This window comes from Amycolatopsis sp. 2-15, from assembly GCF_030285625.1.
GTDB classification, from domain to species: domain Bacteria; phylum Actinomycetota; class Actinomycetes; order Mycobacteriales; family Pseudonocardiaceae; genus Amycolatopsis; species Amycolatopsis carbonis.
Genome location: NZ_CP127294.1, coordinates 9,030,931 through 9,056,901 on the forward strand (window position 1 = coordinate 9,030,931; position 25,971 = coordinate 9,056,901).

Sequence of the window (25,971 nt, forward strand, 5' to 3'; positions counted from 1 at the left end):
ACGCCGTGCTCAGCACCGGCCCGGGGACCAGCTCCGATGCCGCCGCGGCCAGCCCCGCCGCCAGATCCGCGACCGAGCCTCCCGCGCCACCCACCGACGGCGGCAACGCGACCCCGAACAACCCCAGGCCGGCGAACCGCGCGGGCACCGGGGCGCCGGACCCCTCGGCCGCGCGCACGGCCGCCACCGGTCGTGGGCCCGCGCCCAGTCGTGGATCGCGGCGGCCAGCGCCGCCTGTTCGCCGGTGAGCGCGACCGCCATCGAGGCCTCCTCGCGGTACGGGACTACTCGCGCGTGTAGAACGTGTTACAGTTTTTCGGCCAACGGGTCGGTAGTTGAACGTTTCGCCAGGGAAGGTACGCTGAACGCAGAACTGGAACGAGTTCCGCAAGACAGGAGAAGGCCGATGCCGGGCAAGGCGAAGGCTCCGGCGGCGAAGACGCGCACCGGACTGGGCACGATCGGCGACGAGCTCGGCTCCGCGGCACAGCGCGATCGCCGCCGCCGCATCATCGACGCCACGCTCGCGCTGGCCTCCAAGGGCGGCTATGACGCCGTGCAGATGCGGGCCGTCGCCGAGAAGGCCGACGTTGCGCTGGGCACGCTCTACCGCTACTTCCCGTCGAAGATCCACCTGCTGGTATCCGGCCTCGCGCGGCAGTTCGAGCGGGCGCAGGAGAAGCTGGAACGCGCCGCGATCCCGGGTGAGACCCCCGCGGAGCGACTGATGTTCGTGCTGGGCCGCAACACGCGGCTCATGCAGCGCGACCCGCACCTGACCGAGGCGATGGTGCGCGCGTTCATGTTCGCCGACACGTCCGCCGCGGCCGAGGTCGAGCTCGTCGGCCGGCTCATGGAGGACATGTTCGCGCAAGCCATGGGCATCGCCGAGCCCACGGACTCCGATCGCGACATCTTCCACGTCGTCGCCGACGTGTGGATGGCCAACCTCGTGGCGTGGGTGACGCGCCGGGCTTCGGCCGCCGACGTCGCCCACCGCCTCGAGCTGTCGGTGCACCTGCTGCTGGACAAGTAGGGCCCGCGAGCCCTACTTGTCCGCGGCGGCTCAGGCAGTCAGCTTCGGCAGGACTTCCTTGCCGAACACGTCCAGGAACTGGTCCTGGTTGCGGCCCACGTTGTGGATGTAGATGCGGTTGAACCCGGCGTCGATGTACTTCTGCAGCGCCGCCCGGTGCTCGTCCGGGTCCGACGAGACGACCATGCGGCCCTCGAAGTCCTCCCGGCGCACGAGCTTGGCCATCTGCGCGAAGTCGAACGGTGAACGCACGTCGGCCTTCGGGAACTTCATGCCGCCGTTGGGCCACTGGTCCATCGCGTTGGCCCACGCGGTCTCGTCGTCCTCGGCCCAGGACAGGTGCACCTGCAGCAGCTTCGGCATCTCGTCGCCGTTCTTCCCGGCCTTCTTCGCCCCGGCGTTGAAGTTGTCCAGGATCCCGCCCAGCTTCTCGATCGAGGCGCCCGGCGTGATCAGCCCGTCGGCCAGCTCCCCGGTCTTGCGCGAGGTGTACGGCCCGGCCGACGCGATGTAGACCGGCGGCGGCGTCTCGGGCAGGGTCCACAGGCGCGTGGTGTGCAGCTTGAAGAACTCGCCGTTGTGCTTGACGTCCTTGCCGGTGAACAGCTTCCGGATCACTTCGAGCGCCTCGAACATCCGCCGCACGCGTTCGGGCGCCTCGGGCCAGTAACCGCCGATGATGTGCTCGTTGAGCGCCTCACCCGACCCGATCCCCAGCCACGTGCGGCCCGGATAGGTCGCCTCCAGCGTCGCCGCGGCCTGCGCCACCATCGCCGGGTGCAACCGGAACGACGGGCACGTCACCCCGGGACCCAGGTCACCGGTGGTGTTCTCCGCCAGCGACGCCAGCATGCTCCACACGAACGACGACTCACCCTGCTGCGGAACCCACGGCTGGAAGTGGTCCGCCGCCATCTGCCCCGAGAAGCCCCGCTCCTCGCCCGCCTTCGCCAACCGAATCGACTCCCGCGGCGAAAACTGCTCCAACGCAGCCGCAAGACCGATCTGCACGTCACTCACGCGTTTCCGCTCCTTCACCGGTACTTTTCGACGACCTCGACGAGGGCGTCGAGCCTGCTCAGGGTCTCCGCTTCGGGCCGCGTGCCGAGCAGGAGCGTGATGCGCTCCACCCCGGCTTCGGCGTAGGCCTCCAGCAGAGCCTCGTTCTTGCTGCCCACCGCGAACACCGACACCGGGGTGCCGGGGGCGAACTCGTCGCGCAGGGCCATGAGTTTCCCGACCCGCTCGGGCACGACCACGGAGTTCGGCATCCACACGCCGCCGTGCCGGGCCGCCCGCCGCGCCGCGTGCCGGCTGTTGCCGCCGACGTAGATCGGCGGATGCGGCTTCCGCGCGGGCTTCGGGTACGCCACGGCGCGGTCGAAATGCGTGAACTCGCCGTGGAAGGTGGCTTCCTCGGCCGTCCACAGCTGCTTCATCGCGTCCAGCCGTTCGTCGAGCAGCCGGCCGCGTGTGTCGGGATCAGTGCCGTGATCGCGCATCTCCTCGAGGTTCCACCCCGCGCCCACGCCGAACACCACGCGCCCGCCCGACAGGTGGTCGAGCGAGGCGACCTCCTTGGCCGTCTGGATCGGGTCGCGCTGCGCCAGCAGGGCGACGCCGGTGCCCAGCAGCAGCGTCGAGGTCACCGAAGCGGCCGCCGTGAGCGCCACGAACGGGTCGTACATCCGGTAGTACATCCGCGGCAGCTCACCGCCCGCCGGGTACGGCGACTGCCGGTCGGCGGGGATGTGCGAGTGCTCCCCGACGAACAGGGAATCGAACCCGCGTTCCTCGACCCCGCGCGCGAGCGCGTCGGGCCGGATGCCCTCGTCCGTGACGAAGCTGAAGATCCCGAACCTCATGCGTTCATCGAACCACGGGTCACCGGTGGTCCGCCGCGAGCCGCGCGAGGTCGTCGAGGGCGGCCAGCGTCTCGGCTTCGGGCAGCGTCGGCAGCATGAACGTGTAGCGCTCCACGCCGGCCTCGGCGAACCGCTTCACCGCGTCGGTGTCGGGACCGCCCCCGAAAACGGTGAACGGCACGTCGGTGCGGCCCTGCTCGGCGAGCCATTCGCGCACGCGCTTGATCTCGTCGGACGGCGTCTGCTGGCGCGGCAGCCAAGCGTCGCCGTGGCGGGCGAGCCGGCGCAGCGCGGCCGGGCTCTCGCCGCCGACGTAGATCAGCGGGTGCGGCGTCTGCACGGGCTTGGGCCAGGCGAAGATCGGGTCGAAGTCCACGTGCTTGCCGTGGTACTCCGCCTGCTCCTGGGTCCAGATCGCCTTGAGCGCCTCGATCTGCTCGTCGATCAGCGCGCCACGAGTGGTCGGATCCGTGCCGTGGTCGGCCATCTCCTCGCGGTTCCAGCCCACGCCGACGCCGAACGCCACCCGGCCGCGCGACACCAGGTCGAGTGACGCGACCTCCTTGGCCGTGTGGATCACGTCGCGCTGGATCAGCAGCGCGATGCCCGTGCCCAGCACGAGGTTCGACGTGTTCACGGCCGCCGCGGTCAGCGCGACGAACGGGTCCAGCGTGCGCTTGTACTTCTCGGGCAGGTCGCCGCCGCCGGGGTAAGGGCTCTCCCGGCTCACCGGGATGTGCGAGTGCTCGGCGAGGAACAGCGAGTCGAAGCCCCGCTCCTCCAGCGCCTCGCCCAGCACGTCGGGGCGGATGCCTTCATCGGTCACGAACGTGGAGATCCCGAAGTCCATGCCTCGTTCTACCCGATCCGCCGAGCCCCTATTCCCGGTCCGGCTGACAGCTCACCGGATCGGTCGCACTCCATAAATCATCGACCGTTGAATACGCGAGGGTTCGCATCACGACGGAAGAGGTCGACTTCGAACAGGTGCGCCGGGGCATGACAACGCCGGTGAGCGCTGCGGGGGCGTGTCCGGCGTGAGGTGAGGGAATTTCTTCAACCCCACCTGAGCCAACCCCGATCGGTCCCGAACCACGAAGAACGTCACGGACTTCACTGCGTCGCCGCAGTTGTCCGGGCCACGAAGCCCGGCGCGCGGCTGCACATGTTCGCCTTCTCCGAGGACCTGCCGGAGTCCTTCCCCGCGCCGTACCGGATCAGTGAGCAGAACCTGCGCGAAACGGGCGGAAACGGCTGGCGCATCACGAGTCTGGTGCAGACGCTCTACACCACGTCCGTCACGCGCGACGCCGTGCGCGAGGTCGTGGAGAACTTCAGGCCGGGCCAGACCGTCGACGACGCGACGGCGGCCGGCCTCGAGGTGGACGAGCAGGGCCGGGTCCGCGCGCAGGTCTGGCAGCTGACCGCCCAACGCGCGTGACCCGGCCCTTTCACCTATCGAGGCGCGTCAGACGTTGCGCCGGTACTGACCGCCGACCTCGAAGAACGCGTCGGTGATCTGCCCGAGCGAGCAGACCCGCGCGGCGTCCATCAGCACCCCGAACAGGTTGCCGCCGCGGGTTGCGGCCTCGCGGAGGGCCTTGAGTGCTTGCTGGGCGTCTTCGACGTGGCGGTGCTGGAAGTCGGCGAGGCGGTCGAGCTGGGACTTCTTCTCGTCCTCGGTGGCGCGGGCCAGCTCGACCTCCACGTCTTCCTCACCCGCGTGCGGGTTGCGGAATGTGTTGACGCCGATGATCGGCAGCGAGCCGTCGTGCTTCTTGCGCTCGTACAGGATCGACTCGTCCTGGATCTTGCCGCGCTGGTAACCGGTCTCCATCGCGCCGAGCACGCCGCCGCGCTCGGAGATCCGGTCGAACTCGACCAGCACGGCTTCCTCGACCAGGTCGGTCAGCTCGTCGATGATGAACGAGCCCTGCAGCGGGTTCTCGTTCTTCGACAGGCCCCACTCCTTGTTGATGATCATCTGGATCGCCATCGCGCGGCGCACCGACGACTCGCTCGGCGTGGTGATGGCCTCGTCGAACGCGTTGGTGTGCAAGGAGTTCGCGTTGTCGTAGAGCGCGCACAGGGCCTGCAGCGTGGTGCGGATGTCGTTGAAGCTCATCTCCTGCGCGTGCAGCGAGCGGCCCGAGGTCTGCACGTGGTACTTGAGCTTCTGCGAACGCTCATCGGCGCCGTAGCGCTCGCGCATGGCCACGGCCCAGATCCGCCGCGCCACGCGGCCGAGCACCGAGTACTCGGCGTCCATGCCGTTGGAGAAGAAGAACGACAGGTTGGGGGCGAAGTCGTTGATGTCCATGCCGCGCGCGAGATACGACTCGACGTAGGTGAACCCGTTGGACAGCGTGAACGCCAGCTGCGAGATCGGGTTCGCCCCGGCTTCGGCGATGTGGTAGCCGGAGATCGAGACGGAGTAGAAGTTGCGCACCGCGTGCTGGATGAACCACTCCTGGATGTCGGCCATCATGCGCAGGCTGAACTCCGTGGAGAAGATGCAGGTGTTCTGCCCCTGGTCCTCCTTGAGGATGTCGGCCTGCACGGTGCCGCGCACGTTCTTCAACGCCCACGCGCGCAGCTCGGCGGCCTCGTCGGCCGACGGCTCGCGGCCGTGCTCGGCACGGAAGGCGTCGAGCTTCTGGTCGATCGCGGTGTTGAGGAAAAACGCGAGGATCGTCGGCGCCGGACCGTTGATCGTCATCGACACCGAGGTGTTCGGCGCGGTGAGGTCGAAGCCGTCGTAGAGCACCTTCATGTCCTCGATCGTCGCGATCGAGACGCCCGAGGTGCCGACCTTGCCGTAGATGTCCGGGCGGGTGTCGGGGTCGTGGCCGTAGAGGGTCACGGAGTCGAAGGCCGTGGACAGGCGCTTGGCCTCGGAGTCGGCCGAGAGCAGCTTGAACCGGCGGTTTGTGCGGAAGGCGTCGCCCTCTCCGGCGAACATGCGCGCCGGGTCCTCGCCGTCACGCTTGAACGGGAACACGCCCGCCGTGTAGGGGAAATATCCGGGCAGGTGTTCCCGGCGCAGGAACGAAAGCAGCTCACCGGATTCGGTGTACCGAGGCAGGGCGACGCGCGGGATCCGGTTGCCCGACAACGTGTCGCGCCACAGCTGCGTGCGCAGCTCCTTGTCGCGGACCTTCACCACGAGCTCGTCCTCGCGGTACTCCTCCGACAGCGCCTGGAACCGCTCCAGCAGCTTGGTGGTCTCGCCGTCCACATCGGACTCGGCGGCGGCGAGCAGCCCGTCGAGCGCGTCGGTGGAGGCGTCCACTGTGTCCAACTCGGACAGAGCGGCCTTCGCCACGGCCAGGTGCTCGCGTTTGCGCACGGCGGCGACCTGCTTCTCGGTCTGCTCGTGGTAGCCACGCACGGTCTCGGAGATCTCCGAGAGGTAGCGCGCCCGGTTGCCCGGGATGACCGTGCTGGCGTCGGTGGACACCTTGCCCTCGACGGCGGGCAGCACGCCGGCCGACACCGCCAGCCCGCGCTCGGCGAGCTGGTCGCGCAGCTTCTGGTACAGCGCGGTCACGCCGTCGTCGTTGAACTTCGCGGCGCTCGTGCCGAACACCGGCATGTCCTCGGGGGCCTTGTCGAAGGCCTCGCGGTTGCGCACCAGCTGGCGCGCGACGTCGCGGCGGGCGTCCTCGGCGCCGCGGCGCTCGAACTTGTTGATGGCCACCACGTCGGCGAAGTCGAGCATGTCGATCTTCTCCAGCTGCGACGCGGCGCCGAACTCCGGCGTCATCACGTACAGCGACTCGTCCACGTAGTCGACGATGCCCGCGTCGCCCTGGCCGATGCCCGGCGTTTCCACGATCACGAGGTCGTAGCCCGCGGCCTTGCACGCGAGGATCGACTCGCGCAGCCCGGCGGGAATCTCGCCGCTGGTCGTGCGCGTCGCGATGGAGCGGAAGTACACGGGCGAGCCGTCGAGGCAGTTCATCCGGATGCGGTCGCCGAGCAGCGCGCCGCCGCCCTTGCGCCGCGACGGGTCCACGGCCAGCACCGCGATCCGCAGCTTGTCCTCCTGGTCGAGCCGGAAGCGGCGGATGAGCTCGTCGGTCAGCGACGACTTGCCGGAACCGCCGGTGCCGGTGATGCCGAGCACGGGTACGTGGCGCTTCTCGGCGGCCTCGGTGATGGCGGCGAGCCATTCTTCGGGCAGTTTTTCACGCTGCAGCTGGGTGATCACCCGCGCGAGCGCCGGCACGTCGCCGGAGAGCAGCTTGTCGACGGACACCGGGGGCTGGGCCGAGAGGTCCACGTCGCAGGCCTTGATCATCGAGTTGATCATGCCCGGCAGGCCCATCTCGTAGCCGTCCTCGGGCGAGAAGATCCGCGCCACGCCGCGCGAGTGCAGCAGGTCGATCTCCTCGCGGACGATCACGCCGCCCCCGCCGCCGAACACCTTGATGTGGCCCGCGCCGCGTTCGCGCAGCAGCTCCACCAGGTAGGAGAAGTACTCGACGTGGCCGCCCTGGTAGGCGGAGATGGCGATGCCCTGCACGTCTTCGGTGATGGCGGCGGTGGCCACCTCGTCGACCGAGCGGTTGTGCCCGAGGTGCACGACCTCGGCGCCCTGCGACTGCAGGATCCGCCGCATGATGTTGATCGAGGCGTCGTGGCCGTCGAACAGGCTCGACGCGGTGACGAACCGGACCGGGTTCTCGGGGCGGTAGAGGTCGCTGCTCATCCTTCCAAAATACTTGGACTTCCTACTATTGGAAACCCGAGCGGCGGTGACGCAGGTCTCAAGCCGGTTCCCGGAGCGGTTGACAGGAGCCAGCTGGGAGCTATATTCAACCTACAAGTTAATCAACCGAGCGATTGAGTACCGATGGCCACTGATCAGCTCAGCACCACCTTCGCCGCGCTGGCGGACCCCACGCGGCGGGCCATCCTCGCCAGGCTCGCCCAGGGCGAAGCGACGGTGAACGAGCTGGCCGAGCCGTTTGAGGTGAGCCTGCAGGCGGTGTCAAAACACCTGAAGGTGCTGGAAGCGGCCGGGCTCATCACCCGCGGCCGGATGCGCCAGTGGCGCCCGTGCCGGCTCGAGACGAAGCCGCTCGTGGTCGTGGCCGACTGGGTGAACGAGTACCGGCAGTTCTGGGAGGCGGGGTTCGACCGCTTGGACGAGCACCTGCGGCTCCTGCGCGAGCCCCGGAAGGAGACCGAGTGATTACGCAACGGGACCTGACCATCACGCGCGTGTTCGACGCCCCGCGAGAGCTGGTGTTCCGCGCGTGGACCGAGCCGGAGCGCCTCGCGAGCTGGCTCGGCCCGGACAAGTTCGCCGCCTCGGGAGTCACGATCGACCTGCGGCCCGGCGGCGCGTGGCGCGCGCGGATCCACAGCGCGGAGTACGACGTCGAGCGCTGGATGCAGGGCGCCTACCGCGAGATCAGCCCGCCCGGGCGGCTCGTGTTCACGTTCTCGTGGGACCAGCCCGACGACGTGGTCGGCGAGACGGTCGTGACGATCACCTTCACCGAGGTCGGCGACAAGACCGAGATGACGTTCCACCAGGCGCCGTTCCCCACCGAGGACGAGCGCGCCGGCCACCAGGACGGCTGGAGCTCCACGTTCGAAAAGCTCGCCCACCACCTCGAGGAGGCCCGATGACCACCGCACTCCCCCGTGTCGTGTCCGCCCAGGACTGGCAGGCCGCGCGCGATGCCTTGCTGGTCAAGGAAAAGGAACTGATGAAGGCGGCCGACCACCTCACGGCCGAGCGGCGCCGGCTGCCGATGGTGCGCTTCGACAAGGCGTACGAGTTCACCTCGGCCGAGGGCAAGAAGAGCCTGCTGGACCTGTTCGACGGCCGGCCCCAGCTGATCGTCTACCACTTCATGCTGCACCCCGGCGACGAAACGGGCTGCCCCGGCTGCTCGATGGTCGTGGACAACGTGCCGCACCTGTCGCACCTCCACGCCCGTGACGTCACGTTCGTCGTCACCGCGCCCGCGACGCTGCCCGAGATCGAGCGGTACAAGGCCCGCATGGGCTGGGACGTGCCGTGGGTCTCGGCGAACGGCAGCGACTTCACGGAGGACTGCGGCGTCGGCCGGTTCTTCGGGACCAGCGTGTTCCTGCGCGACGGCGACGACGTCTACCGCACGTACTTCACCACCGGCCGCGGCGCCGAGACGTTCTCCGCGGTCCACCGCTACCTCGACATCACGCCGTTCGGCCGGCAGGAGGCGTGGGAGGAGGAGTCGCGCGGCTCCGACGAGCCTGGCGGCTGGTGGCGAGTGCACGACGAGTACTGAGGAGCGCTGAGCTCCACGGCCGAAACGGGCCGGTTCCAGGGGGACCGGCCCGTTTCGACGATCCGGGTCAGATTTTTCGCCACCGATGTCCGGCCGGCCCCGCCTGCTCCGACCGTAGGCTGAACGGTGTCCGGCAGGGACGCCACTCGGCGAAGGAGCCTGGTCATGGGTGATCTGGTGTACTACGTGCACGTTTCGGTCGACGGTTGCGTCGAGGGCCCGAACGGCGAGTTCGACTGGCCGCGGATGGGGCCCGAGCTGTCGGCCCACTCGCACGAGCTCTCCGACCGCGCCGCCGTGTTCGCCTACGGGCGGCGGGTCTGGGACATGATGGCGGGCTTCTGGCCGCGTGCGGAGTCCATCTCGGACGATCCGCACGACATCGCCTTCGCACCGGTGTGGCGGAAGACCCCGAAGGTCGTCTTCTCGCACACGCTCACCGACCCCGGGTGGGACACCGAGGTGCTCGGCGGCGACCTGACCGAGGAGGTCACGGCGCTCAAAGCGCGGCACACCAAGGACATTCTGCTCATGGGCGGCGCCGACGTGCCCGCGCAGCTGAGCCGGCTCGGGCTGATCGACGAGTACAACGTGCTCGTGCACCCGGTGGTGCTGGGCGGCGACAAGCGGCCGTTCGCCGTCGACGCCGAGCGGCTCGGCCTGCGGCTCGTCGAGTCCCGCGTGATCGACGGCGCCGTGGTGCTGTTGCGGTATCGCCGGGCCACCGAAGAGAGGTGACCCGGCCGCCGCAACGCTGAAGGGGCCCGGGTCAGCGGGCTTTGGCTGCCCGCAAGGCGATCCACTGCCGCATCGCGTACTCGACGAGCGTGATCAGCGTCTGCTTCGTCGACTCGCGGTCCCGCGCGTCACAGCGGACGATGGGGATGCTCGGGTCGATCGACAGCGCTTCGCGCACGTCGTTGATGTCGTGTTCCAGCACCCCGTCGAACGTGTTGACGCCGACGATGTAGGGCAGGCCGCGGTCTTCGAAGAAGTCGATCGGCGCGAACGAGTCCGCCAGGCGGCGGGTGTCGGCCAGCACGATCGCGCCGATCGCGCCCCGCACCAGGTCGTCCCACATGAACCAGAAGCGCTGCTGGCCCGGGGTGCCGAACAGGTACAGGATCAGGTCGGCGTCGAGCGACACGCGGCCGAAGTCCATGGCGACCGTGGTGGTCGTCTTGTTCGGGGTCTGGTCGAGGTTGTCGATGCCGCGGCTCGCGTCGGTCATCATCGCCTCGGTGGTGAGCGGAACGATTTCCGACACCGAACCCACAAAGGTCGTCTTGCCCGCCCCGAAGCCGCCCGCCACCACGATCTTCGCCGATGTCATGGTCGGGGGCGCGGTTTCCCGCGGTGCCTTAAAGCCGACGGAGTCCACTCAAAACCCTTTCCATCAACATCAAGTGTGCTTCGGCGCCGTCATTGCCCGAAATCGTCCGGTGCACGGTGACGAGGCCCGCGTCGGCCGCGTCACTGATCAGCACCCTGGCGACACCCAGTGGCACTCGCAGGATCGCCGCGATCTCGGCGACCGAGCGCGGGGTCCGGCACTCTTCCATGATCGAGATGCTCTCGATCTGTTCGGCCGCCGCCTCGGGGAAGCCCCCCGCGACGACGTGGTCATTGGTGGAGATCAGCGTCTCGAGCTCGAGCGCGTAGTTCGCCCGGGTCCGGCCGCCGGTGAGAGCGTACGGCCGCACGATCGACGTCTCCTCGGCCGGGTCCACCCGATCGGGGCGGTCCGGCCGGGTGAACGCGGCGGGCATCACGAACTCGCCACTGGGCGGTCCGGGGTCGAAGAGCCCGCCTGGTCTAGGCCCATCCGCATCGGTACTGCCCGGTGGAGAGACTAGAGAGGTCACTCGATCTCCTAACTCTGCCGGCGGCTCTGGCGCCGCCGGCGGTTCCTCCGCCGCGTGCGCTCCCGCGGGCGGGGGTTCGGGGGACTGGGGCTCCTTACCGGTCTTCTTCCGCTTTTTGCGCGAGCGGCCCGAATCGAGGCTGAAGCCGTTGAGGAGGTCGGCGAAGGTGCCGTCGTCCTCACCGCGGGCAGCACCGGGAGTCCCCGCGCGCGGGGGTTCCTCGCTGTCTCCGGGCTCTCCGCCGAATAATCCGGACCCCGTGCTCATCGCGTAATCATCCCACCGGTTCACCGATCAGCGACCCGCCCGCGCCCTGCAGCTGCGCGCGGAGTTCGGGGGTCAGGATCTGCCCGACGCGGTCCACGAGCATCGTCATCTCGTAGGCCACCTGGCCGATGTCGCAGTTCGGCGCCGCGAGGATCGCGAGGCACGAACCGTCGCTGATGGACATCAGCACCATGATGCCGAGCTCCATCTCGACCACGGTCTCGTTCACCGCGCCCGCCTCGAAGCACCGGGCCGCGCCCTGGGTGAGGCTCACGAGTCCGGAGGCGACCGCGGCGAGCTGGTCGGCGCGGTCGAGCGGCAGGCGGTTGGAGGCCGTGAGGAGGAGCCCGTCGGCCGACACCACCACGGCGTGCGCCACACCCGGGACCCTCTCGGCGAAGTCGTTGACCAGCCAGCCGAACTGGTTCTGCTGCGGCTGAGCCGTACTCGGCGAGGTCATTCACCCTCCAGTGTTTCGTGGTTGGTCTCAGTGGCCTGCCCAGTGCGGTGCCGGCCGCGCTGGATGCCCTGCTGGAAACTGCTCAGGCGGCCACGCACGTCGTGCGCGTCGCGGGTCGGACGGGGGCTCGCCGCTCCGGCGGGCGGCGGAGCGCTCCCGGGGAGCAACTGCTCCCCGCGGCGACGCCGGGGCAATCCTGCCGAAGTGAACGAAGAGGGCGTCGACTGGGACACCGATTGGACTGTCCGCCAGCCCTCGTCGGACCCGAAAGCCCACTCCGCGGCGGGTGTCCCGGCCGCGGCGGCCTCCAGGTTCGCCACCGCGGCGGGCACCTGGTTCGGGTCGACGGCGGGCGGTCCCGGCGGCAGATTGCTGGCGGCGGGGCGCCGGGTGGGCAGGGACTCGGGCGCCGCGGGGCGGCCGGGCACCTCGCCTTCGGGGCGACGCACCGGGCGCGGGGTGGGCGACGGGCGGGTCGCCGTGCCGTTGCTGCCGTTGCCGTTGGTCTCGGTCGGGGTGGTCCACCCGCCGTGCGGGTCGAACGCCGGCGGCACCGGCTGGTCCGTCGCGGGCTCCGGCTGAGCGGTGTGGGCCGCGCCGAACGCACTCGCGACGCCGCGCCGGTCCGGCTGGGCCTCGCCGTCCTGCTCGGCCGCGGGCGTTTCCGCCTGGGCCGCACCGAAAGCGTCCGCGACGGCCGGCCGGTCGCTCGCGGCCTCAGCGGGCTCCTCGGCCTGCCCGGCCCGCTCCGCGGCGTCCGCAGCGGCCACCGCCGCGTCGAGGGCACCGACGAAACCGGGGTACTCGGCCGTGGTCTCGTTGTCTCCCACCGGACCCTGCTGGTCCGGACCACCGAGGCCGAACGCGGGCGCGACGCCCGGGCGGTCCACCGGGGCCTGGCCGGCCTGCTCGGCGGCCGGGGCGAAACCGGGAGCCGCGAACCCGGTGCCGGGCTCGCCCTCCAGGCGGTTGAGCGCCGCGGCGCCCAGCCCCTGCTGGTCGGCAGCCGGCTCGACACCTCCGTCGCGGACCTGCTGCCGGCCACGGTTCACCCCGCGCTGGAAGCTGGTGAGACGACCGCGGACGTCGGAGGGGTCGCGCACCGGCAGGCCCGGCTTGGCCGATTCGGCGGCGGGCAGCTCGTCCGGCGTCGCGCTGCCGGGCATGAGCTGCTCGCCACGACGGCGGCGAGGCAGGCCCGCCTTCGTGAACGCCGTGGGCTCGACCTGCGTGACGGCCTGGACGGTGCGCCAGTTCTCGTCGCTCGCGAAGTCCCAGTTGCGCTCGTCCTGCTCCGGCGTGGTCACCGGGGCGATGCCGGGCTCCGGCTTCGCCACGTCGGCCGGCGGCTGCTCCCCCGGCTTCGGCTCCGTCTTCGCGCCGGCCTTGCCGGTGTCCTCACCGGACTCGCCCGGCTTGGCGGTCTTCTCGGCCGCGGGCTGGTCTGCACCGGTCTTGGTCGCCGTCTCGTCCGCGGGCGGCGCGGGCGAGCGGAACCAAACCGAGAGCATCTCGTCGAAGATCGGCGTGTTCTCGATCGTCGTCTCGGCGGCCGTGGGCGGCGGCACCTCCGGCACCTTCTGCGCCGCTTCGTTCCACCACTCGCTCAGGGTGGTTCCGTTGGCGGAGAACAGATCCTTGCCCGAGGGCAGCTCGCGGGCACGCTCGTCGACGGGCTCCGGGCCTGCTTCGGGTTCCGGCTCCGGCCGCGGCGGCGGCACGTCGACGATCTGCGGCAGCTGCGGCACCGGCGGCTTCGGCGGCGGTGCGTCGTCGCGCGGGATCGGGCTGAACAGCGCGGTCCCGGAGATCTCGAGGTCCGTTGGCGGGCGCACGCCCGGGTCGACGGTGTGGCCGTTGGCGAACCCGGCGAGGTCACTCGCCGAGGGCCACAGCTGCTGCTCGTCGGCGCCGGAGATCGGCTGCTGCGGCACGAGCGCGCGGTCCGCGGCCGAGCGCGCCGAGCCGTTGACCGGGCGCTGGCGGCGCGGCAGGCCACCGGGGCTCGCGGGCGGCGCGGCGACGCTGCCGAACGGTCCGGCCTGCTGCGGCGGGTTCTCCAGCGCGGCACCGGTCATGACCAGCTCCGGCGGGACCACCACGGTGGCCCGCACGCCGACGATGTCCTTGCCACCGTGGAGCGAGACGCCGATGCGGTGGCGCCCGGCGAGGCGGCCGACCACGAACAGGCCCATGCGGCGCGAGGTAGCGAGGTCGACCGAGCCGGCCTCGGTGAGGCGGCCGTTGGCCTCGACCACCTCGTACTCGTTCATGCCGATGCCCTTGTCGAGGATGTCGACGTTGAGCGAGCCGTCGTCGGCCAGGCGCGTCGCCACGGTCACCTGCGTCTCCGGCGCGGAGAACGCGGTGGCATTGTCGAGCAGCTCCGCGATGAGGCGCTGGACGTCGCTCGCGGCGAACCCGACGATCTTCACCGCCGGCGGCTGCTGCACCGAGACCCGTTGGTACTGCTCGATCTCCGACACGGCGGCGCGCAGCACGTCGTGCGCGGCCACGGGCTGGCCCGAGCGGCGGCCCGGCTCGGCGCCGGAGAGGACCATCAGGTTCTCGTTGTTGCGCCGCATCCGGGTGGCGAGGTGGTCGAGCTGGAAGAGCGTGGCGAGCTGGTCGGCGTCCTCCTCGTCGCGCTCCAGCCGCTCGATGAGCTGCAGCTGGCGCTGCACGAGGCTCTGGCTGCGGCGCGAGAGGTTGACGAACACACTGCTGTAGCCGGCGCGCATCGCGGCCTGCTCGGTCGCGAGCCGCAGGGCCTGGCTGTGCACCTTCTCGAACGCGCGCGCGACCTCGCCGATCTCGTCGGACACCCGCACGGGCACCGGCTCGACCTCGACGCTCTGCGCGCGGCCCTCCTGGATGTTGCGGACGGCGGCAGGCAGGTCCTTCTCCGCGACGTCCAGCGCGCTGCGGCGCAGTGTCTTCAGCGATCGCAGGATCTGGCGCGTGATGAGGAAGACGACGGCCGCGGCGGCGACCATCGCGGCGAACAGCAGCACGGCGAGCAGACCGGCGCTGCTGCTGGCGTCCTCGACCAGCGCGGCGGACGCGGAGGTGGCATCGGCGCTCATGCGGTTGCCGACCTCGGAGAGCTGGCCGACCACCGCGTTGGACGCGTTGTTCCACTCCTGCGACTGGACCTGCGACAGTCCCTGGTCACTCGTGGGGCCCTGTTCGCCGAGCACGATGCCGACCATGCGCTTGCGGTCGTAGGCGGTGTCGGGCTTGAGGGTGCTCTCGAGGTCCTGGCGCTGCGGCGCGGTGGAGGCCGCGTTGAAGTCGTCGATACGGTCGTCGTACCGCAGTTCGGCGTCGCGGACGTCGCTGAGCTGCTGCGGTTCCAGCGTGCCCTTGGAGATGCCGTACGACACCAGCGCCTGGCTGACCGAGACCTGCTCCTTGGCGGCCTCGAGGTCGTGCAGGGCGTTCGCCGTGCCGCCCAGCGCGTCGGCGCTGGCGCCGGCGGCCACCGCGGTGTCGGCGCCGATGAGGGCACCGGTCACGGCGTTGTAGTCGCCCACCGCCTCGGCGGCGTCGAGCAGACCGGCGCCGACCTGCTGGCGGATCACGGCGATCTCGTTGACCTGCGCGGTCGCCGAGTTCACGGCACCGGACACACTGGACTCGGACCCACCGACGCGGTTCGCCGCCGTGATGAATGGTTCGACCGCGGCGTCGGTGGCCGCGCGAGCGGCCCTCAGCTCGGGCGTGATGCCGGCGGTGCCCCCGGACAGCTGCGCCGCGGTGAGCGTGCGCTCCTTCTGCAGACCGTCGGTGAGGTTGCGCAGCTGGGTGCTCAGGCCGACCAGCTTGTCGATCCGCTCGTAGTCACCGGACCGGCTGACCTGTCCCACGATCGCGGTAATGCCGAGCACCAGCGCGAGGACGATGGGGACCAGCGTCACCGCCGAGAGCTTGACGGGAATGCTCCAGTCCCGCCAGCGCAGCGCCGCTCGCCAGCCCGAGGACCGGCTCGGTCGCCGGGGCGGGCGGCCGAGCAGCTTCTCAACAGGCACCTGGCCATCTCCTGCAACGGTCACGAAAGTGACTCCCTGTCCCGCGTCGTGGCTGCCCGTGGGCGGCTTCCGGTGCTCCCGGAACGGTCCACGGCATTCCGCCGACCCGCGCGATCGACCCCGTGAGGACACGACCGTGCAGACCTTGCACCGTGATCACCGGCGTGCTGCTTCCCGGGACTTTGCACGTGCACGGCGCAAGTTGCGTACTGCACGGCGGTGGTCGAGGTCAACTTGTCTGTGCCTATCGATCGCTGCGGTCAGCTGGGCCAAAGAATCGTACACCAATCCCGCCCGACGATATTGTCTTCCGCTTCGCACGGCTGACCTGGGAAAAGTCGATTCGGCCCCGGCCGCGGCCCGCGGATTGGACCCCGCGCGGGGTCGAAGAGGGAATTTCGGTTACCGGTTGCTCCGGCCCACGGCGTCCGACAGTCACCCGATTAGCCCACGCAGGGTAGTCGAATCCCTCAGAGGATCTACGCTCCGTGCCCCCATCGAGTGGGGCGCCCCCAAAGATGAACACGATGTTGTGGTCTGGCAGCAACTCGCCGCCCGACCCGGTGATTTCTTTCGGGATCCTCCACTGGCCTGCGAATCCTCGTCCCGACCCCACCGGAGGGACGCCGGACGGGGGCGCCGGCCCCGCACCCTGGCTACCCCGTGTCACGGTATTCGTCCGACCATTGTCCGCAACTCAACCATTTGCCGCAGCGTTCCTCAGCTGCGACAACGTGGCGTGACATAAGGTCTCACTATTACGAGTGATCTGTTCGTGATCTTCATTGAAGGTGCCGTTTTCGCACATTTCCAGCCGGAAAACGAATTCTGGACACCCTTCTCAGGAACCGGCTTTTTCCGGGATACGATGCCGTCGTTACTATGGCCGCCTCCCAGTCCGCAAGGGCAGACCGGGTGCCACTCGAACGAGGGGCCCCGACCCGGCCACCGCCACGGACGCAAGTTGCCGGAGGCAGCCATGCACAACGTCGCGAACACCCCCGCGGCGAGCAACCCGCTCGAGGAGACCGGACAGCTGCCGGCCATGTTCGCCCGCGAGGGCGCGGAGCCGGCGCCGGCGACCCGGCGCGGTCCCGACTACGACCTCATCCAGCGCAGCCCCGAGTTCACCGCGCTGCGCCGGCGGTTCCGCAGATTCGTCTTCCCGATGAGCGCCGGCTTCTTCGTCTGGTACCTGACCTACGTGGTGCTGGCCGCGTACGCGAACGACTTCATGAGCACCCGCGTGTTCGGGCTCGTCAACGTGGGCATGCTGCTCGGCCTCGCGCAGTTCGTGACCACGGCGCTGATCACGCTCGTCTACGTCCGATTCGCGAACCGGGAGGTGGACCCGCGGGTCGCCGAGCTGAGGGAACGGGCCGCCGTGACGGAAGGAACCCGCCAGTGACCACCACCGAGCTCGCCGAGAGCGTGCCGGAGAGCAACCCGCTCGTGAACGTCGGGATCTTCGCGCTGTTCGTCGCGATCACCCTGTTCGTCGTGTACCGCGCGGGCAACCGCGGCAAGAAGACCACCGCCGACTACTACGCGGCCGACAGCGCCTTCACCGGGCGGCAGAACGGCATCGCGCTCTCGGGCGACTTCCTGTCCGCCGCTTCGTTCCTGGGCATCGCGGGCGCCATCGCGATCCACGGCTACGACGGCTTCCTGTACTCGATCGGCTTCCTGGTCGCGTGGCTGGTCGACCTGCTGCTGATCGCCGAGCTGCTGCGCAACACCGGCCGCTTCACGATGGGCGACGTGCTGAGCTTCCGGATGAAGCAGCGCCCGGTGCGCGCGGCCTCGGCCGCCTCGACGCTCGTGATCTCGTTCTTCTACATGCTCGCGCAGATGGCGGGCGCCGGCGGTCTCGTCGCGCTGCTGCTCAACGTGCACTCGCGGCTGGGCCAGTCGCTGGTCATCGGCGTGGTCGGCCTCGTGATGGTCGTCTACGTGCTCGTCGGCGGCATGAAGGGCACCACGTGGGTGCAGATCATCAAGGCGAGCATCCTGCTCGTGGCCGCCACCCTGATCACCGTGTTCCTGCTGGGCAAGTACGGCTTCAACTTCTCCAACCTGCTCACCGCGGCCACGGACAACAGCCCGATGGGCACCGCGCTGCTGCAGCCGGGCGGCTCGTACGGCGGCAGCGGCACCACCCGTCTGGACTTCGTGTCGCTGTCGCTCGCGCTCGTGCTCGGCGTCGCGTCGCTGCCCCACGTGCTGATGCGCTTCTACACCGTGCCGACGGCCCGCGAAGCCCGTCGCTCGGTGGTCTGGGCCACCGTCTGCATGTCCGTGTTCTACCTGTGCACGCTGGTGATCGGCTTCGGCGCCGCCGCGCTCGTGGGCAGCGACGAGATCAAGGCCGCGCCGGGCGGCGAGAACTCCGCGGCGCCGCTGCTGGCCCTGCACATCGGCGGCACGCTGCTGCTGGGCATCATCTCGGCCGTCGCGTTCGCCACGATCCTCGCCGTAGTGGCGGGCCTGACGATCACCGCGTCCGCCTCGTTCGCCCACGACGTCTACGCAAACATCTTCAAGCGCGGCAAGGCCGAACCGGCCGACGAGGTCCGCGTCGCGCGCCTGACCGCCCTGGTCGTCGGCGTGATGGCCATCCTCGGCGGCATCCTCGCCAACGGCCAGAACATCGCGTTCCTCGTGGCGCTCGCCCTGGCGGTCGCCGCGTCGGCCAACCTGTCGACACTGCTGTACTCACTGTTCTGGAAGCGGTTCAACACCACCGGCACGCTGTGGAGCATCTACGGCGGCCTCGCGGCGTGCCTGATCCTGGTGCTGTTCTCCCCGGTCGTGTCCGGCGCCGCCGACTCGATCTTCAAGAGCGTGGACTTCCACTGGTTCCCGCTCAAGAACCCGGGCCTGGTGTCGATCCCGTTCTCGTTCCTGTGCGGGTTCATCGGCACGATGGTCGGCCGCTCGAAGGCGGACGGGTCCAAGCACGCCGAGATGGAGGTCCGGTCCTTGACCGGCATCGGCTCCTGACGGACGGATCTTCACTGAGAAGGGGCGGGTCCCGGTGGGAGTCGCCCCTTCTTTTTGTTGAGGTGGCCCAGGTTCGACAGTCGCCGACGCCGCACACCACGGCGGCCGACGACTGCACTGGGCCTCGTTCGCCGACCGGACCGGACCAATCGTCCACGTCCGTCGGCCTGGGCGAAGTTCACCCGCGCAGGCCGTCCATCATCACCTTCATCAGGCGGGCCGCGTCCTCTTCGGACGCGTTCTTCGAGGCCGTGCCGATGCCGTGGCCGAGGCGCAGGACGTCGATGCCCGTGACGTCGGCACGGACGTCGCCGGTGGACTGGGCGGCGGTGACCAGGTCGGCGCACGCGGTGCGCAGGCGGGTCTGGCACCAGAGGAACGTCTCGGAGCCCGAGTCGATCGACGCCTTGAGCAGGGCGGCGAGGCCGTGGCGCTCGATGACGTACGCGACCTGCTCCCCCAGCCACGCCTGGAGCGCCTCCCACGGCGGCAGCTCTGCGGCGAGCACGGCGGCGCGCGAGGCGAGCTGGTCGATCTCGTCGCGGTAGACGGCTTCCATCAGCTTCTCGCGCGTCGGGAAGTGGCGGTAGAGCGTGCCGGCGCCGACGCCGGCGCGCTTGGCGATGTCGTCGAGCGGGACGTCGACGCCGTGTTCCGCGAAGGCGTCCTTCGCGGTGGCCACGATGCGGTCGTAGTTCCGCTTCGCGTCCGCCCGCATCGGCCGCGCTGCCTCCGCCGTCATCCACGCACCTCCTCGCACCCGGCTCCCCAGAAAACGGAGAGATTCTCCGAATTCCCTTGCGGAACCGGAGACGCTCTCCATATTATCGCGGACGCAACCAAGTGGAGAGTTTCTCCACTTACTTCGTCCCTCTCTGGGGAGTCCTCCTTGACCGAGTTGACCGAGCGAACCTCGTCGACCGAGCCTAGGCCGAGACACCGGACCGCCGCGTCCGGGCTCGTCCTCGCCATCGTGCTGACCTGCCAGCTCATGCTGATGCTCGACGCCACCGTGATGAACGTGGCGCTGCCCCGCATCCAGTCCGACCTGGGCTTTTCCGCCACCGGCCTGTCGTGGGTGATGACCTCCTACAGCCTCGTGTTCGGCGGCCTGCTGCTGCTCGGCGGACGCGCGGGCGACCTGTTCGGCCGCCGCCGGATGTTCGTGCTGGGCACGGCCGTGTTCACGCTCGCTTCGCTGGCCGGCGGGCTGAGCACGTCGGCCGGGTTCCTGATCGCCGCGCGCGTGGCCCAAGGGGTCGGCGCCGCGATGGCGGGGCCGAGCACGATCGCGCTGATCACCACCACGTTCACCGAGGCCAAGGCCCGCGTGCGGGCGCTGTCGCTGTTCTCCGCCGTCGCCAGCGGCGGGTTCGCGATAGGCCTGATCGTGGGCGGCCTGCTGACCGAGTGGATCTCGTGGCGGGCCGCGCTGTTCATCAACGTCCCGTTCGGGCTGGCCATCGCCGTGCTCGCGCCGCGGTTCGTGCCCGCGCCGCCGCCCCGGTCCGCGCACCTCGACGTGCCCGGGGCCGTGCTCGGCACGCTCGGCGTCGCGTCGCTCGTCCTGGCGTTCACCCAGGCCGCGTCCGACGGCTGGGGCGCGCCGCTCACGCTCGCCGCGCTGGCGGCCGGGGTGGTGCTGCTGATCGCCTTCGTGCTACTGGAGCGGCGCGTGGCCCATCCGCTGGTGCCGCTGTGGCTGTTCGCCGAACGCAACCGCGCCGCCGCCTACGCCAGCTTCTTCCTCGGGCCGATGGCCATGATGTCGATGTTCTTCTTCCTGACGCAGTTCCTGCAGGACGTACGCCACTTCGCCGCGCTGGCCACGGGGTTCGCGTTCCTGCCGATGGCCGCGTCGATCTTCACGCTCAGCCGGCTCATGCCACGGCTGCTCGCGCGGTTCGGGCCGAAACCGCTGGCCGTGACCGGCACGGTGCTGATGGTCTCCGGCGTCGCGTGGCTCTCGATGCTGACGCCGGACAGCGGGTACGTGGCTGCCCTGCTCGGGCCGCTGCTGCTGATGGGCGTCGGCGGCGGGCTGGCGTTCTCGCCGCTGAACGTGATCATCATGTCCACCGTGCCCGCCGAGGACGCGGGAGCCGCGGGTGGCGTGCTGCAGACCATGCAGCAGGTCGGCAGCACGCTCGGCCTCGGGATCCTGGTGACGGTGTTCGGCGCGGCGACGCGCTCGGCCGCGGCTTCGGGAGCCACCGGCACGCCGTTGCTGGTCGACGGGATGACGGCCGCGTTCCTCGCCGCGAGCGGGCTGGCCGCCCTCACCGTCGGGGTCGCGCTGACCTTCCGGCGAGGGAAAGCCGCGACGGTCTAGGAAGTGCCGGCTTAGAAGATGTCACGGCCCGCCTGCACCCGGTGCGTCACCCGGCGTTCGACGATGAACGAGACGAACGGGACACAGCCGGCGAGCAGCACGAGGATCGTGCTCTTGATCGACCAACGGGCCTTGATCGCGAGGTCGATGCTGCAGGCCAGGTAGATCATGTAGAGGACACCGTGGATCGGCGAGTACACCGCGGCGGGCGTGGCGTTGCCGAAGCCGTACTCGATCACCATCGTCGCGCAGAGCACGAGCAGGCCGACACCGGTGATCCACGCGGTGGTGCGGAACCGCACCAGGGCTCCGTTCAGTCGCGCCGGGCGGGTCTGGGCCGCACCGTCGGTGCTCGTGGTCATGGGTTCGTCCTCACTTCCGAGGTGGTGGTTCAGGCCTGCTGGTCGCGGGCGTTGAGCTCGCGCAGGTAGCGGTTGTACGCGGCGAGCTCGTCGTCCTCTTCGGCCACGGGCCGGGGCGCCGGGGGACGCGCGGGTGTCGAGACTCTCGGGGCGGGCACGGTGACCGCGGCCTGCTCGGCCTGGGCCTCGGCGCTCTCGCCCTGGGTCTCTTCCCGTTCGCGCAGCTTCTTGATCCGCCAGAACATGAACGCGGGGAACAGCCCGAACAGCGGCCACTGCAGCACGTAGCCGAGGTTCTGGAACGTGCCGTTGGCTGAGGTGAACCGGTCCCACTGCCACCACGCCAGCCCGCAGCACAGCAGCAGGCTCACCACGCACGTCGCGGCGATCAGGAGCCTGCGCCCGAGCGGGGACACGGCCGGGCCGGAGTTCACTGCCACGGCCTTGACGCTAGCACTGGGAACCCGGGCCGAAGCTGAGAGGCGGGCCCGCACGTGGTCCGCCTCTCAGCCGGTGACCTCGCGGTTCGCACGGATTTCACACCCGCGGGAATTCAGGCCGGCCCGGATTTCGGACCGACGGGTCTCAACCGGCCCGCACGGCCTTCGCCGACTGCGCGTAGCCGTCGGCGAGGCCGAAGACCTTCTGGGCGTATTCCGTGGAGTTGTTGTACGACAGGATCCCCGACCACCAGCCGGACGGCGTGGCCATGTCGCGCCCGCCCGCGCACAGGTAGCGGCCGGCGGCCAGCGCGGCGTCGTCGATCTGCTGCGGGTCGCCGAGGCCGTCGCCGTTGCCGTCGGCGGCCCACTTGCGCCAGGTGCTGGGGATGAACTGCATCGGGCCCACGGCTCGGTCGGCCACGGCGTCGCCGTCGAAGCGGCCGCCGTCGGTGTCGCTGATGGCGCGCACACCCGACGAACCGTCGAGCGGGACGCCGATGATCGGCTTGGACGGGCGGCCGTCGGCGCCGAGCACCGCCCCGCCGTATTGACCGTGGTTCGACTCGATGCGGCCGATGCCGGCGAGCGTGGCCCATGAGATGCGGCAGCCCGGGTCGGCCGAGCGCATCGCGAGCTCCGCGTTGCCGTACGCGCGCAGCGCCCGCGCGGGCACCCCGGTGACCGCGGCGACCTTCTTGGCCCAGTCGTCGAGCGGGTCGGCGGTGGAGTGCACCGACTGCGGAGTGGTCTGCTGGTCGGCACCGCCCGCGACGACGGCGCTGACCGGCGCGATCGAGCCCGGCCGCACGTCGGCCGCCTTCACGCTCAACGCGGGGATGTCCGTGGTCGTCGGGCTCGCGACCGGCGCCGACGCCCGGGTGATGAGCCAGGTGCCGCCACCCGCCACCGCGAGGACCACCAGAACCACCGCGAGCCGCACCGCCACGGCCGCGCCCCCTCGTGCCCGGCGCCGGGCAGGTGAGCCCGCGGGGGCGGCCTCGGCCTGGGTCTCGGCAGCGGTCTCGCCGTCGGCGTTTCCGGTGAGGGGCACGAACTCCGGTCCTCCAGCGTGGCGGTCGGTCGATCACACAACGAGCCCGCGCAGGTTAGCGTTACGCACGGGTTCGGATCGCTGCCGCCACGCCGGTTCACCCGGTCGTGTCGCGAGGGTGGTTCAGGCGGACTTCTGCTGCCGCGCGAGACGCGCGACGCACCAGGCCGGGGCGCTGCCACGGCGCAGGTGCTGGAGCACGGTCATCGGGCCCAGCCGGCGGCTGAGGTCCGAGGGCGCCAGGCCCGCCGCGCGGTAGTCGAGGGCCCGCTGGTCGAGCGGGCTGATGCCGGCGTCCCACCACAGCTCGGCCTCGGCGACGTCGCCGACCATCTGCCACCAGCCGGCGGCGGCCACGAGCAGCTCGTCCGGGACCTCGGGCAAGCGCACGCGCATGGCATCGAGGTAACCGGGGTCCGCGGCGTCGACCTGCGCCCAGCGCGAGGGACCGGACCGCGCGCGCTGACCGGGGATGCCGGGCGGAGCCTGAGGCGCGTCGGCCAGCCAGGCGGACGTGATGCGGTTGACCTCCTGCTCCTCGGCGGTCTGCTCGCGCTCCGCGGCCCACTGCCGGATCAACGCGTCCACTCCGGGATCTCCGGTCATCCCTGCCTCCTCATTGGTCCCCGACGGGCCGGCCCTGACGCCTGCCCCGTTGCGCGTCCACGACTTGCACCCAATGCGCGTGACCGAGCGGAAAACCCCGCTGTGACCCGGTTCCCGGGGGACCGGAGAACCGGCTGATCACGCAATGTGAGCACCGTAGGGCCGGGCGCGCTTTCTGCGCCATACCCCACGCCCCACAAATTCCTTGACCAGGCCCTTTTAGGGGGCAATCCACCCGGATGGTCGAGCGATCAGCCCGGATCCCGGGATCGCGTTACTCTGGGTAATTACCGGCGGGTAACGAGGCCCGCGGTGATCACGCGAACAGGGTCTGGAAGAACGTGATGATGGCCTCGGCCCCGTCGCGCAGCCAGCCGAGCACCTGGTGCACGAGGTTGGCCGACTGGGTGGGCTGGGTGATCAGGAAGAACAGCACGAGGACGACCACCCCGATGACCACGATCTTCTTCACGCCGCCTGACATGGCACCATCCAATCCGCTCGCCGGCTTCACGACGGGTCGTGCAAGCTCACTCTAGTGACGCCGGGCCGGCCAGGCCCGCTCGGCGATCGCTCAGCGGGACGCGTGTCTCGACCGGGTGACCCCGGCTCGATCGAGTGATCAGGCGCCCGGCGCCGCCCGCTAGGCTGCCGCGATGGACGACGTGGTGCTCAGGCCGGTGTGCGAGGCCGATCTCGACCTCCTCGAGGACCTGACCAACGACCCGGTCACCGCGGGCGAGTTCCAGTGGTTCGGCTGGCACGACGCCGGTTACCTCCGCCAACGCTGGCGCGACAACGCCGTCCTCACCACCGAGGGCGGCCTCCTCGTCCCGACCCTCGGCGGTGCCGTCCTGGGCCTGCTGTCGTGGCACCGTTCCCGCTCGGGACCCAGCTCGTACTGCTGGAACATGGGCCTCGTGCTGCGCCCGGAAGCCCGCGGCCACGGCCACGGCACCGAGGCCCAGCGCCTGCTGGTGCGCTACCTGTTCGCGCACACGCAGTTCAACCGCATCGAGGCCACCACGGACGTGGACAACCGCGCCGAGCAACGCGCCCTGGAGAAGGCCGGCTTCACCCGCGAAGGCGTGCTGCGCGGCTACTGCTTTCGCGACGGTGCCTGGCACGACAGCGCCGTCTACTCGGTGATCCGTTCGGACCTCGAACCGCGCTGAACCGCGGCCCGCTCCCCCCGGGTTTCACCCCGGCGCCCAGTAGTCCGTCAGGCGATGGCGCCGGCCGTGCGCAGTGCCGCCACGTCGGCGGCGGACAAGCCGAGGTCCGTGAGGACGTCCGTCGTGTCGGTGCCCGCCTGGTGGGGCGCGTGGGGCGTCGCGGGCGGCGTGCGGTCGAAGCGCGGCGCCGGGGCGGGCTGGACGGTGCCGCCGATGTCGACGAAGGTGCCGCGCGCCGCGTTCTGGGGGTGGGCCGAGGCCTCCCACGGCGAGAGGACGGGCGTCAGGCAGGCGTCGGTGCCTTCGGCGCGGGCGACGAGGTCGTCGCGGGTGTGCTTGCCGACGGCTTCGGCGATGAGCTGCCGCAGCTTCGGCCACTGCGCCTTGTCCAGGTGCGGCGGCGGGTCCGCCAGGCCGAGCACCTTCACGAGGTCGCCCCAGAATCGCATCTCGATCGCGCCGATGGCGACGTACTTGCCGTCGGCGGTCTCGTACGTGTCGTAGAACGGGGCGCCGCCGTCGAGGAGGTTGTCGCCGCGGTCGCCGGACCACGCGCCGGCCGCGCGCAGGCCGTGCAGGCTCGTGGTGAGCAGGGCCGCGCCCTCGACCATGGACGCGTCCACCACTTGGCCGCGCCCCGACGACGTCCGCTCGTACAGCGCCGCGAGCACGCCCATCGCGAGCATCAGGCCACCGCCGCCGAAGTCGCCGACGAGGTTGAGCGGAGGCACCGGCGCCTCGCCGGCGCGCCCGATCGGCTCGAGCGCGCCGGCGATGCCGACGTAGTTGATGTCGTGCCCGGCCGCTTGCGCGAGCGGGCCGTCCTGGCCCCAGCCGGTCATGCGCCCGTAGACGAGCCGCGAGTTGCGCGCGTGGACCACCGCAGGCCCCAGCCCCATGCGTTCGGCGACGCCGGGGCGGGAACCTTCGATGAGCACGTCGGCCTGCTCGGCCAGCTTGAGCACGACCTCGACGCCTTCGGGTGTCTTGGTGTTGACGCCGATCGAGCGCCGGCCACGCGCCAGCGGGTCGTTCGGGATGCCGAGTACGTCGGCGCCCGGCGTCGCGCGGTCCACGCGCACGACGTCGGCGCCGAGGTCGGCGAGGATCATGCAGGCGAACGGCGCGGGCGCGAGCCCGGCCAGCTCCACCACCTTCAGCCCGCCCAGGGGTCCGGCTTTCACG

The 25,971-nt window shown here is 70.4% G+C and carries 25 protein-coding genes; 10 read left to right on the forward strand and 15 right to left on the reverse strand.

The window, feature by feature from the left end; all coding sequences use genetic code 11:
* Nucleotides 1–406: 406 nt before the first annotated feature.
* The gene (gene kstR / locus QRX50_RS44570; protein ID WP_285969080.1) at nucleotides 407–1,036 is read left to right on the forward strand and encodes a cholesterol catabolism transcriptional regulator KstR; all 630 of its coding nucleotides are present in this window, start codon (nucleotides 407–409) and stop codon (nucleotides 1,034–1,036) included.
* A 30-nt stretch (nucleotides 1,037–1,066) separates the two neighbouring features.
* Here kstR and QRX50_RS44575 read toward each other — a convergent pair whose 3' ends face one another.
* The 3 genes from QRX50_RS44575 to QRX50_RS44585 are packed head-to-tail and all read right to left on the reverse strand — an operon-like array spanning nucleotide 1,067 to nucleotide 3,751.
* Complete coding sequence (locus QRX50_RS44575; protein WP_285966420.1) at nucleotides 1,067–2,056, reverse strand: TIGR03557 family F420-dependent LLM class oxidoreductase; 990 nt, start codon at nucleotides 2,054–2,056, stop codon at nucleotides 1,067–1,069.
* A gap of 14 nt (nucleotides 2,057–2,070) precedes the next feature.
* Complete coding sequence (locus tag QRX50_RS44580) at nucleotides 2,071–2,901, reverse strand: LLM class F420-dependent oxidoreductase (RefSeq protein ID WP_285969081.1); 831 nt, start codon at nucleotides 2,899–2,901, stop codon at nucleotides 2,071–2,073.
* A gap of 19 nt (nucleotides 2,902–2,920) precedes the next feature.
* A complete protein-coding gene (locus tag QRX50_RS44585; RefSeq protein WP_285969082.1) occupies nucleotides 2,921–3,751 on the reverse strand; it encodes an LLM class F420-dependent oxidoreductase in 831 nt (276 codons plus the stop codon).
* A gap of 315 nt (nucleotides 3,752–4,066) precedes the next feature.
* Here QRX50_RS44585 and QRX50_RS44590 point away from each other — a divergent pair, with 315 nt between their 5' ends.
* Entirely contained in the window at nucleotides 4,067–4,342 is a 276-nt protein-coding gene (locus QRX50_RS44590) for a hypothetical protein (RefSeq protein ID WP_285969083.1), read from the forward strand.
* Nucleotides 4,343–4,369: 27 nt separating this feature from the next.
* On the opposite strand, the gene icmF is transcribed toward QRX50_RS44590, so the two are convergent.
* On the reverse strand, nucleotides 4,370–7,615 hold the full coding sequence (gene icmF, locus QRX50_RS44595; protein WP_285969084.1) for a fused isobutyryl-CoA mutase/GTPase IcmF: 3,246 nt from the start codon (nucleotides 7,613–7,615) through the stop codon (nucleotides 4,370–4,372).
* Nucleotides 7,616–7,759: 144 nt separating this feature from the next.
* Between icmF and QRX50_RS44600 the strand changes: the two genes are divergently transcribed.
* The 4 genes from QRX50_RS44600 to QRX50_RS44615 all read left to right on the forward strand — a co-directional run bounded on the left by QRX50_RS44600 (nucleotide 7,760) and on the right by QRX50_RS44615 (nucleotide 9,929).
* Nucleotides 7,760–8,101, forward strand: coding sequence for an ArsR/SmtB family transcription factor (locus tag QRX50_RS44600; RefSeq protein ID WP_285969085.1), 342 nt, complete (start codon nucleotides 7,760–7,762; stop codon nucleotides 8,099–8,101).
* A complete protein-coding gene (locus QRX50_RS44605) occupies nucleotides 8,098–8,544 on the forward strand; it encodes an SRPBCC family protein (RefSeq protein WP_353074058.1) in 447 nt (148 codons plus the stop codon). Before QRX50_RS44600 ends, QRX50_RS44605 begins: the two co-directional genes overlap by 4 nt.
* Nucleotides 8,541–9,191 (forward strand): DUF899 domain-containing protein, encoded by a 651-nt coding sequence (locus QRX50_RS44610; protein WP_285969086.1) that lies wholly within the window; start codon nucleotides 8,541–8,543, stop codon nucleotides 9,189–9,191. The genes QRX50_RS44605 and QRX50_RS44610 overlap by 4 nt, the downstream gene beginning before the upstream one ends.
* Before the next feature lie 165 nt (nucleotides 9,192–9,356).
* Complete coding sequence (locus QRX50_RS44615; RefSeq protein ID WP_285969087.1) at nucleotides 9,357–9,929, forward strand: dihydrofolate reductase family protein; 573 nt, start codon at nucleotides 9,357–9,359, stop codon at nucleotides 9,927–9,929.
* Between the two features lie 31 nt (nucleotides 9,930–9,960).
* Here the strand turns inward: QRX50_RS44615 and QRX50_RS44620 are convergent, their stop codons facing one another.
* From QRX50_RS44620 to QRX50_RS44635, 4 genes are read right to left on the reverse strand one after another with little or no spacing between them, the layout of a single operon-like run.
* Nucleotides 9,961–10,572 (reverse strand): GTP-binding protein, encoded by a 612-nt coding sequence (locus QRX50_RS44620; RefSeq protein ID WP_285969088.1) that lies wholly within the window; start codon nucleotides 10,570–10,572, stop codon nucleotides 9,961–9,963.
* A complete protein-coding gene (locus QRX50_RS44625) occupies nucleotides 10,553–11,323 on the reverse strand; it encodes a DUF742 domain-containing protein (RefSeq protein WP_285969089.1) in 771 nt (256 codons plus the stop codon). Before QRX50_RS44625 ends, QRX50_RS44620 begins: the two co-directional genes overlap by 20 nt.
* 7 nt (nucleotides 11,324–11,330) lie before the next feature.
* Nucleotides 11,331–11,783 carry a roadblock/LC7 domain-containing protein gene (locus tag QRX50_RS44630; RefSeq protein ID WP_220238205.1) on the reverse strand — a complete coding sequence of 151 codons (453 nt, stop codon included), beginning with the start codon at nucleotides 11,781–11,783 and terminating at the stop codon, nucleotides 11,331–11,333.
* On the reverse strand, nucleotides 11,780–15,814 hold the full coding sequence (locus QRX50_RS44635; RefSeq protein ID WP_285969090.1) for a sensor histidine kinase: 4,035 nt from the start codon (nucleotides 15,812–15,814) through the stop codon (nucleotides 11,780–11,782). Before QRX50_RS44635 ends, QRX50_RS44630 begins: the two co-directional genes overlap by 4 nt.
* Before the next feature lie 979 nt (nucleotides 15,815–16,793).
* Here QRX50_RS44635 and QRX50_RS44640 point away from each other — a divergent pair.
* Both QRX50_RS44640 and QRX50_RS44645 read left to right on the forward strand, forming a co-directional pair.
* A complete protein-coding gene (locus tag QRX50_RS44640) occupies nucleotides 16,794–17,222 on the forward strand; it encodes a DUF485 domain-containing protein (protein WP_285969091.1) in 429 nt (142 codons plus the stop codon).
* Nucleotides 17,219–18,817 (forward strand): monocarboxylic acid transporter, encoded by a 1,599-nt coding sequence (locus tag QRX50_RS44645; protein ID WP_285969092.1) that lies wholly within the window; start codon nucleotides 17,219–17,221, stop codon nucleotides 18,815–18,817. Before QRX50_RS44640 ends, QRX50_RS44645 begins: the two co-directional genes overlap by 4 nt.
* A 178-nt stretch (nucleotides 18,818–18,995) precedes the next feature.
* On the opposite strand, the gene QRX50_RS44650 is transcribed toward QRX50_RS44645, so the two are convergent.
* Complete coding sequence (locus QRX50_RS44650) at nucleotides 18,996–19,559, reverse strand: TetR/AcrR family transcriptional regulator (protein WP_285969093.1); 564 nt, start codon at nucleotides 19,557–19,559, stop codon at nucleotides 18,996–18,998.
* Between the two features lie 249 nt (nucleotides 19,560–19,808).
* Between QRX50_RS44650 and QRX50_RS44655 the strand changes: the two genes are divergently transcribed.
* Entirely contained in the window at nucleotides 19,809–21,149 is a 1,341-nt protein-coding gene (locus QRX50_RS44655) for an MFS transporter (RefSeq protein WP_434533388.1), read from the forward strand.
* Nucleotides 21,150–21,160: 11 nt separating this feature from the next.
* On the opposite strand, the gene QRX50_RS44660 is transcribed toward QRX50_RS44655, so the two are convergent.
* The 5 genes from QRX50_RS44660 to QRX50_RS44680 all read right to left on the reverse strand — a co-directional run bounded on the left by QRX50_RS44660 (nucleotide 21,161) and on the right by QRX50_RS44680 (nucleotide 24,095).
* Nucleotides 21,161–21,511: a DUF3817 domain-containing protein gene (locus QRX50_RS44660; protein ID WP_285969095.1), complete on the reverse strand. Its 351-nt coding sequence runs from the start codon at nucleotides 21,509–21,511 to the stop codon at nucleotides 21,161–21,163.
* A gap of 29 nt (nucleotides 21,512–21,540) precedes the next feature.
* Nucleotides 21,541–21,951: a hypothetical protein gene (locus QRX50_RS44665; protein WP_285969096.1), complete on the reverse strand. Its 411-nt coding sequence runs from the start codon at nucleotides 21,949–21,951 to the stop codon at nucleotides 21,541–21,543.
* A gap of 145 nt (nucleotides 21,952–22,096) precedes the next feature.
* Entirely contained in the window at nucleotides 22,097–23,005 is a 909-nt protein-coding gene (locus tag QRX50_RS44670) for a lytic transglycosylase domain-containing protein (RefSeq protein ID WP_434533205.1), read from the reverse strand.
* A 123-nt stretch (nucleotides 23,006–23,128) separates the two neighbouring features.
* Complete coding sequence (locus QRX50_RS44675; RefSeq protein ID WP_285969097.1) at nucleotides 23,129–23,611, reverse strand: helix-turn-helix transcriptional regulator; 483 nt, start codon at nucleotides 23,609–23,611, stop codon at nucleotides 23,129–23,131.
* A gap of 316 nt (nucleotides 23,612–23,927) precedes the next feature.
* Nucleotides 23,928–24,095, reverse strand: a complete 168-nt coding sequence (locus QRX50_RS44680; protein WP_220238194.1) for a hypothetical protein — start codon at nucleotides 24,093–24,095, stop codon at nucleotides 23,928–23,930.
* Nucleotides 24,096–24,267: 172 nt separating this feature from the next.
* Between QRX50_RS44680 and QRX50_RS44685 the strand changes: the two genes are divergently transcribed.
* On the forward strand, nucleotides 24,268–24,786 hold the full coding sequence (locus QRX50_RS44685; RefSeq protein ID WP_285969098.1) for a GNAT family N-acetyltransferase: 519 nt from the start codon (nucleotides 24,268–24,270) through the stop codon (nucleotides 24,784–24,786).
* A 47-nt stretch (nucleotides 24,787–24,833) separates the two neighbouring features.
* Here the strand turns inward: QRX50_RS44685 and QRX50_RS44690 are convergent, their stop codons facing one another.
* Nucleotides 24,834–25,970, reverse strand: a complete 1,137-nt coding sequence (locus tag QRX50_RS44690) for a CaiB/BaiF CoA transferase family protein (RefSeq protein ID WP_285969099.1) — start codon at nucleotides 25,968–25,970, stop codon at nucleotides 24,834–24,836.
* Between the last annotated feature and the right edge of the window lies 1 nt (nucleotide 25,971).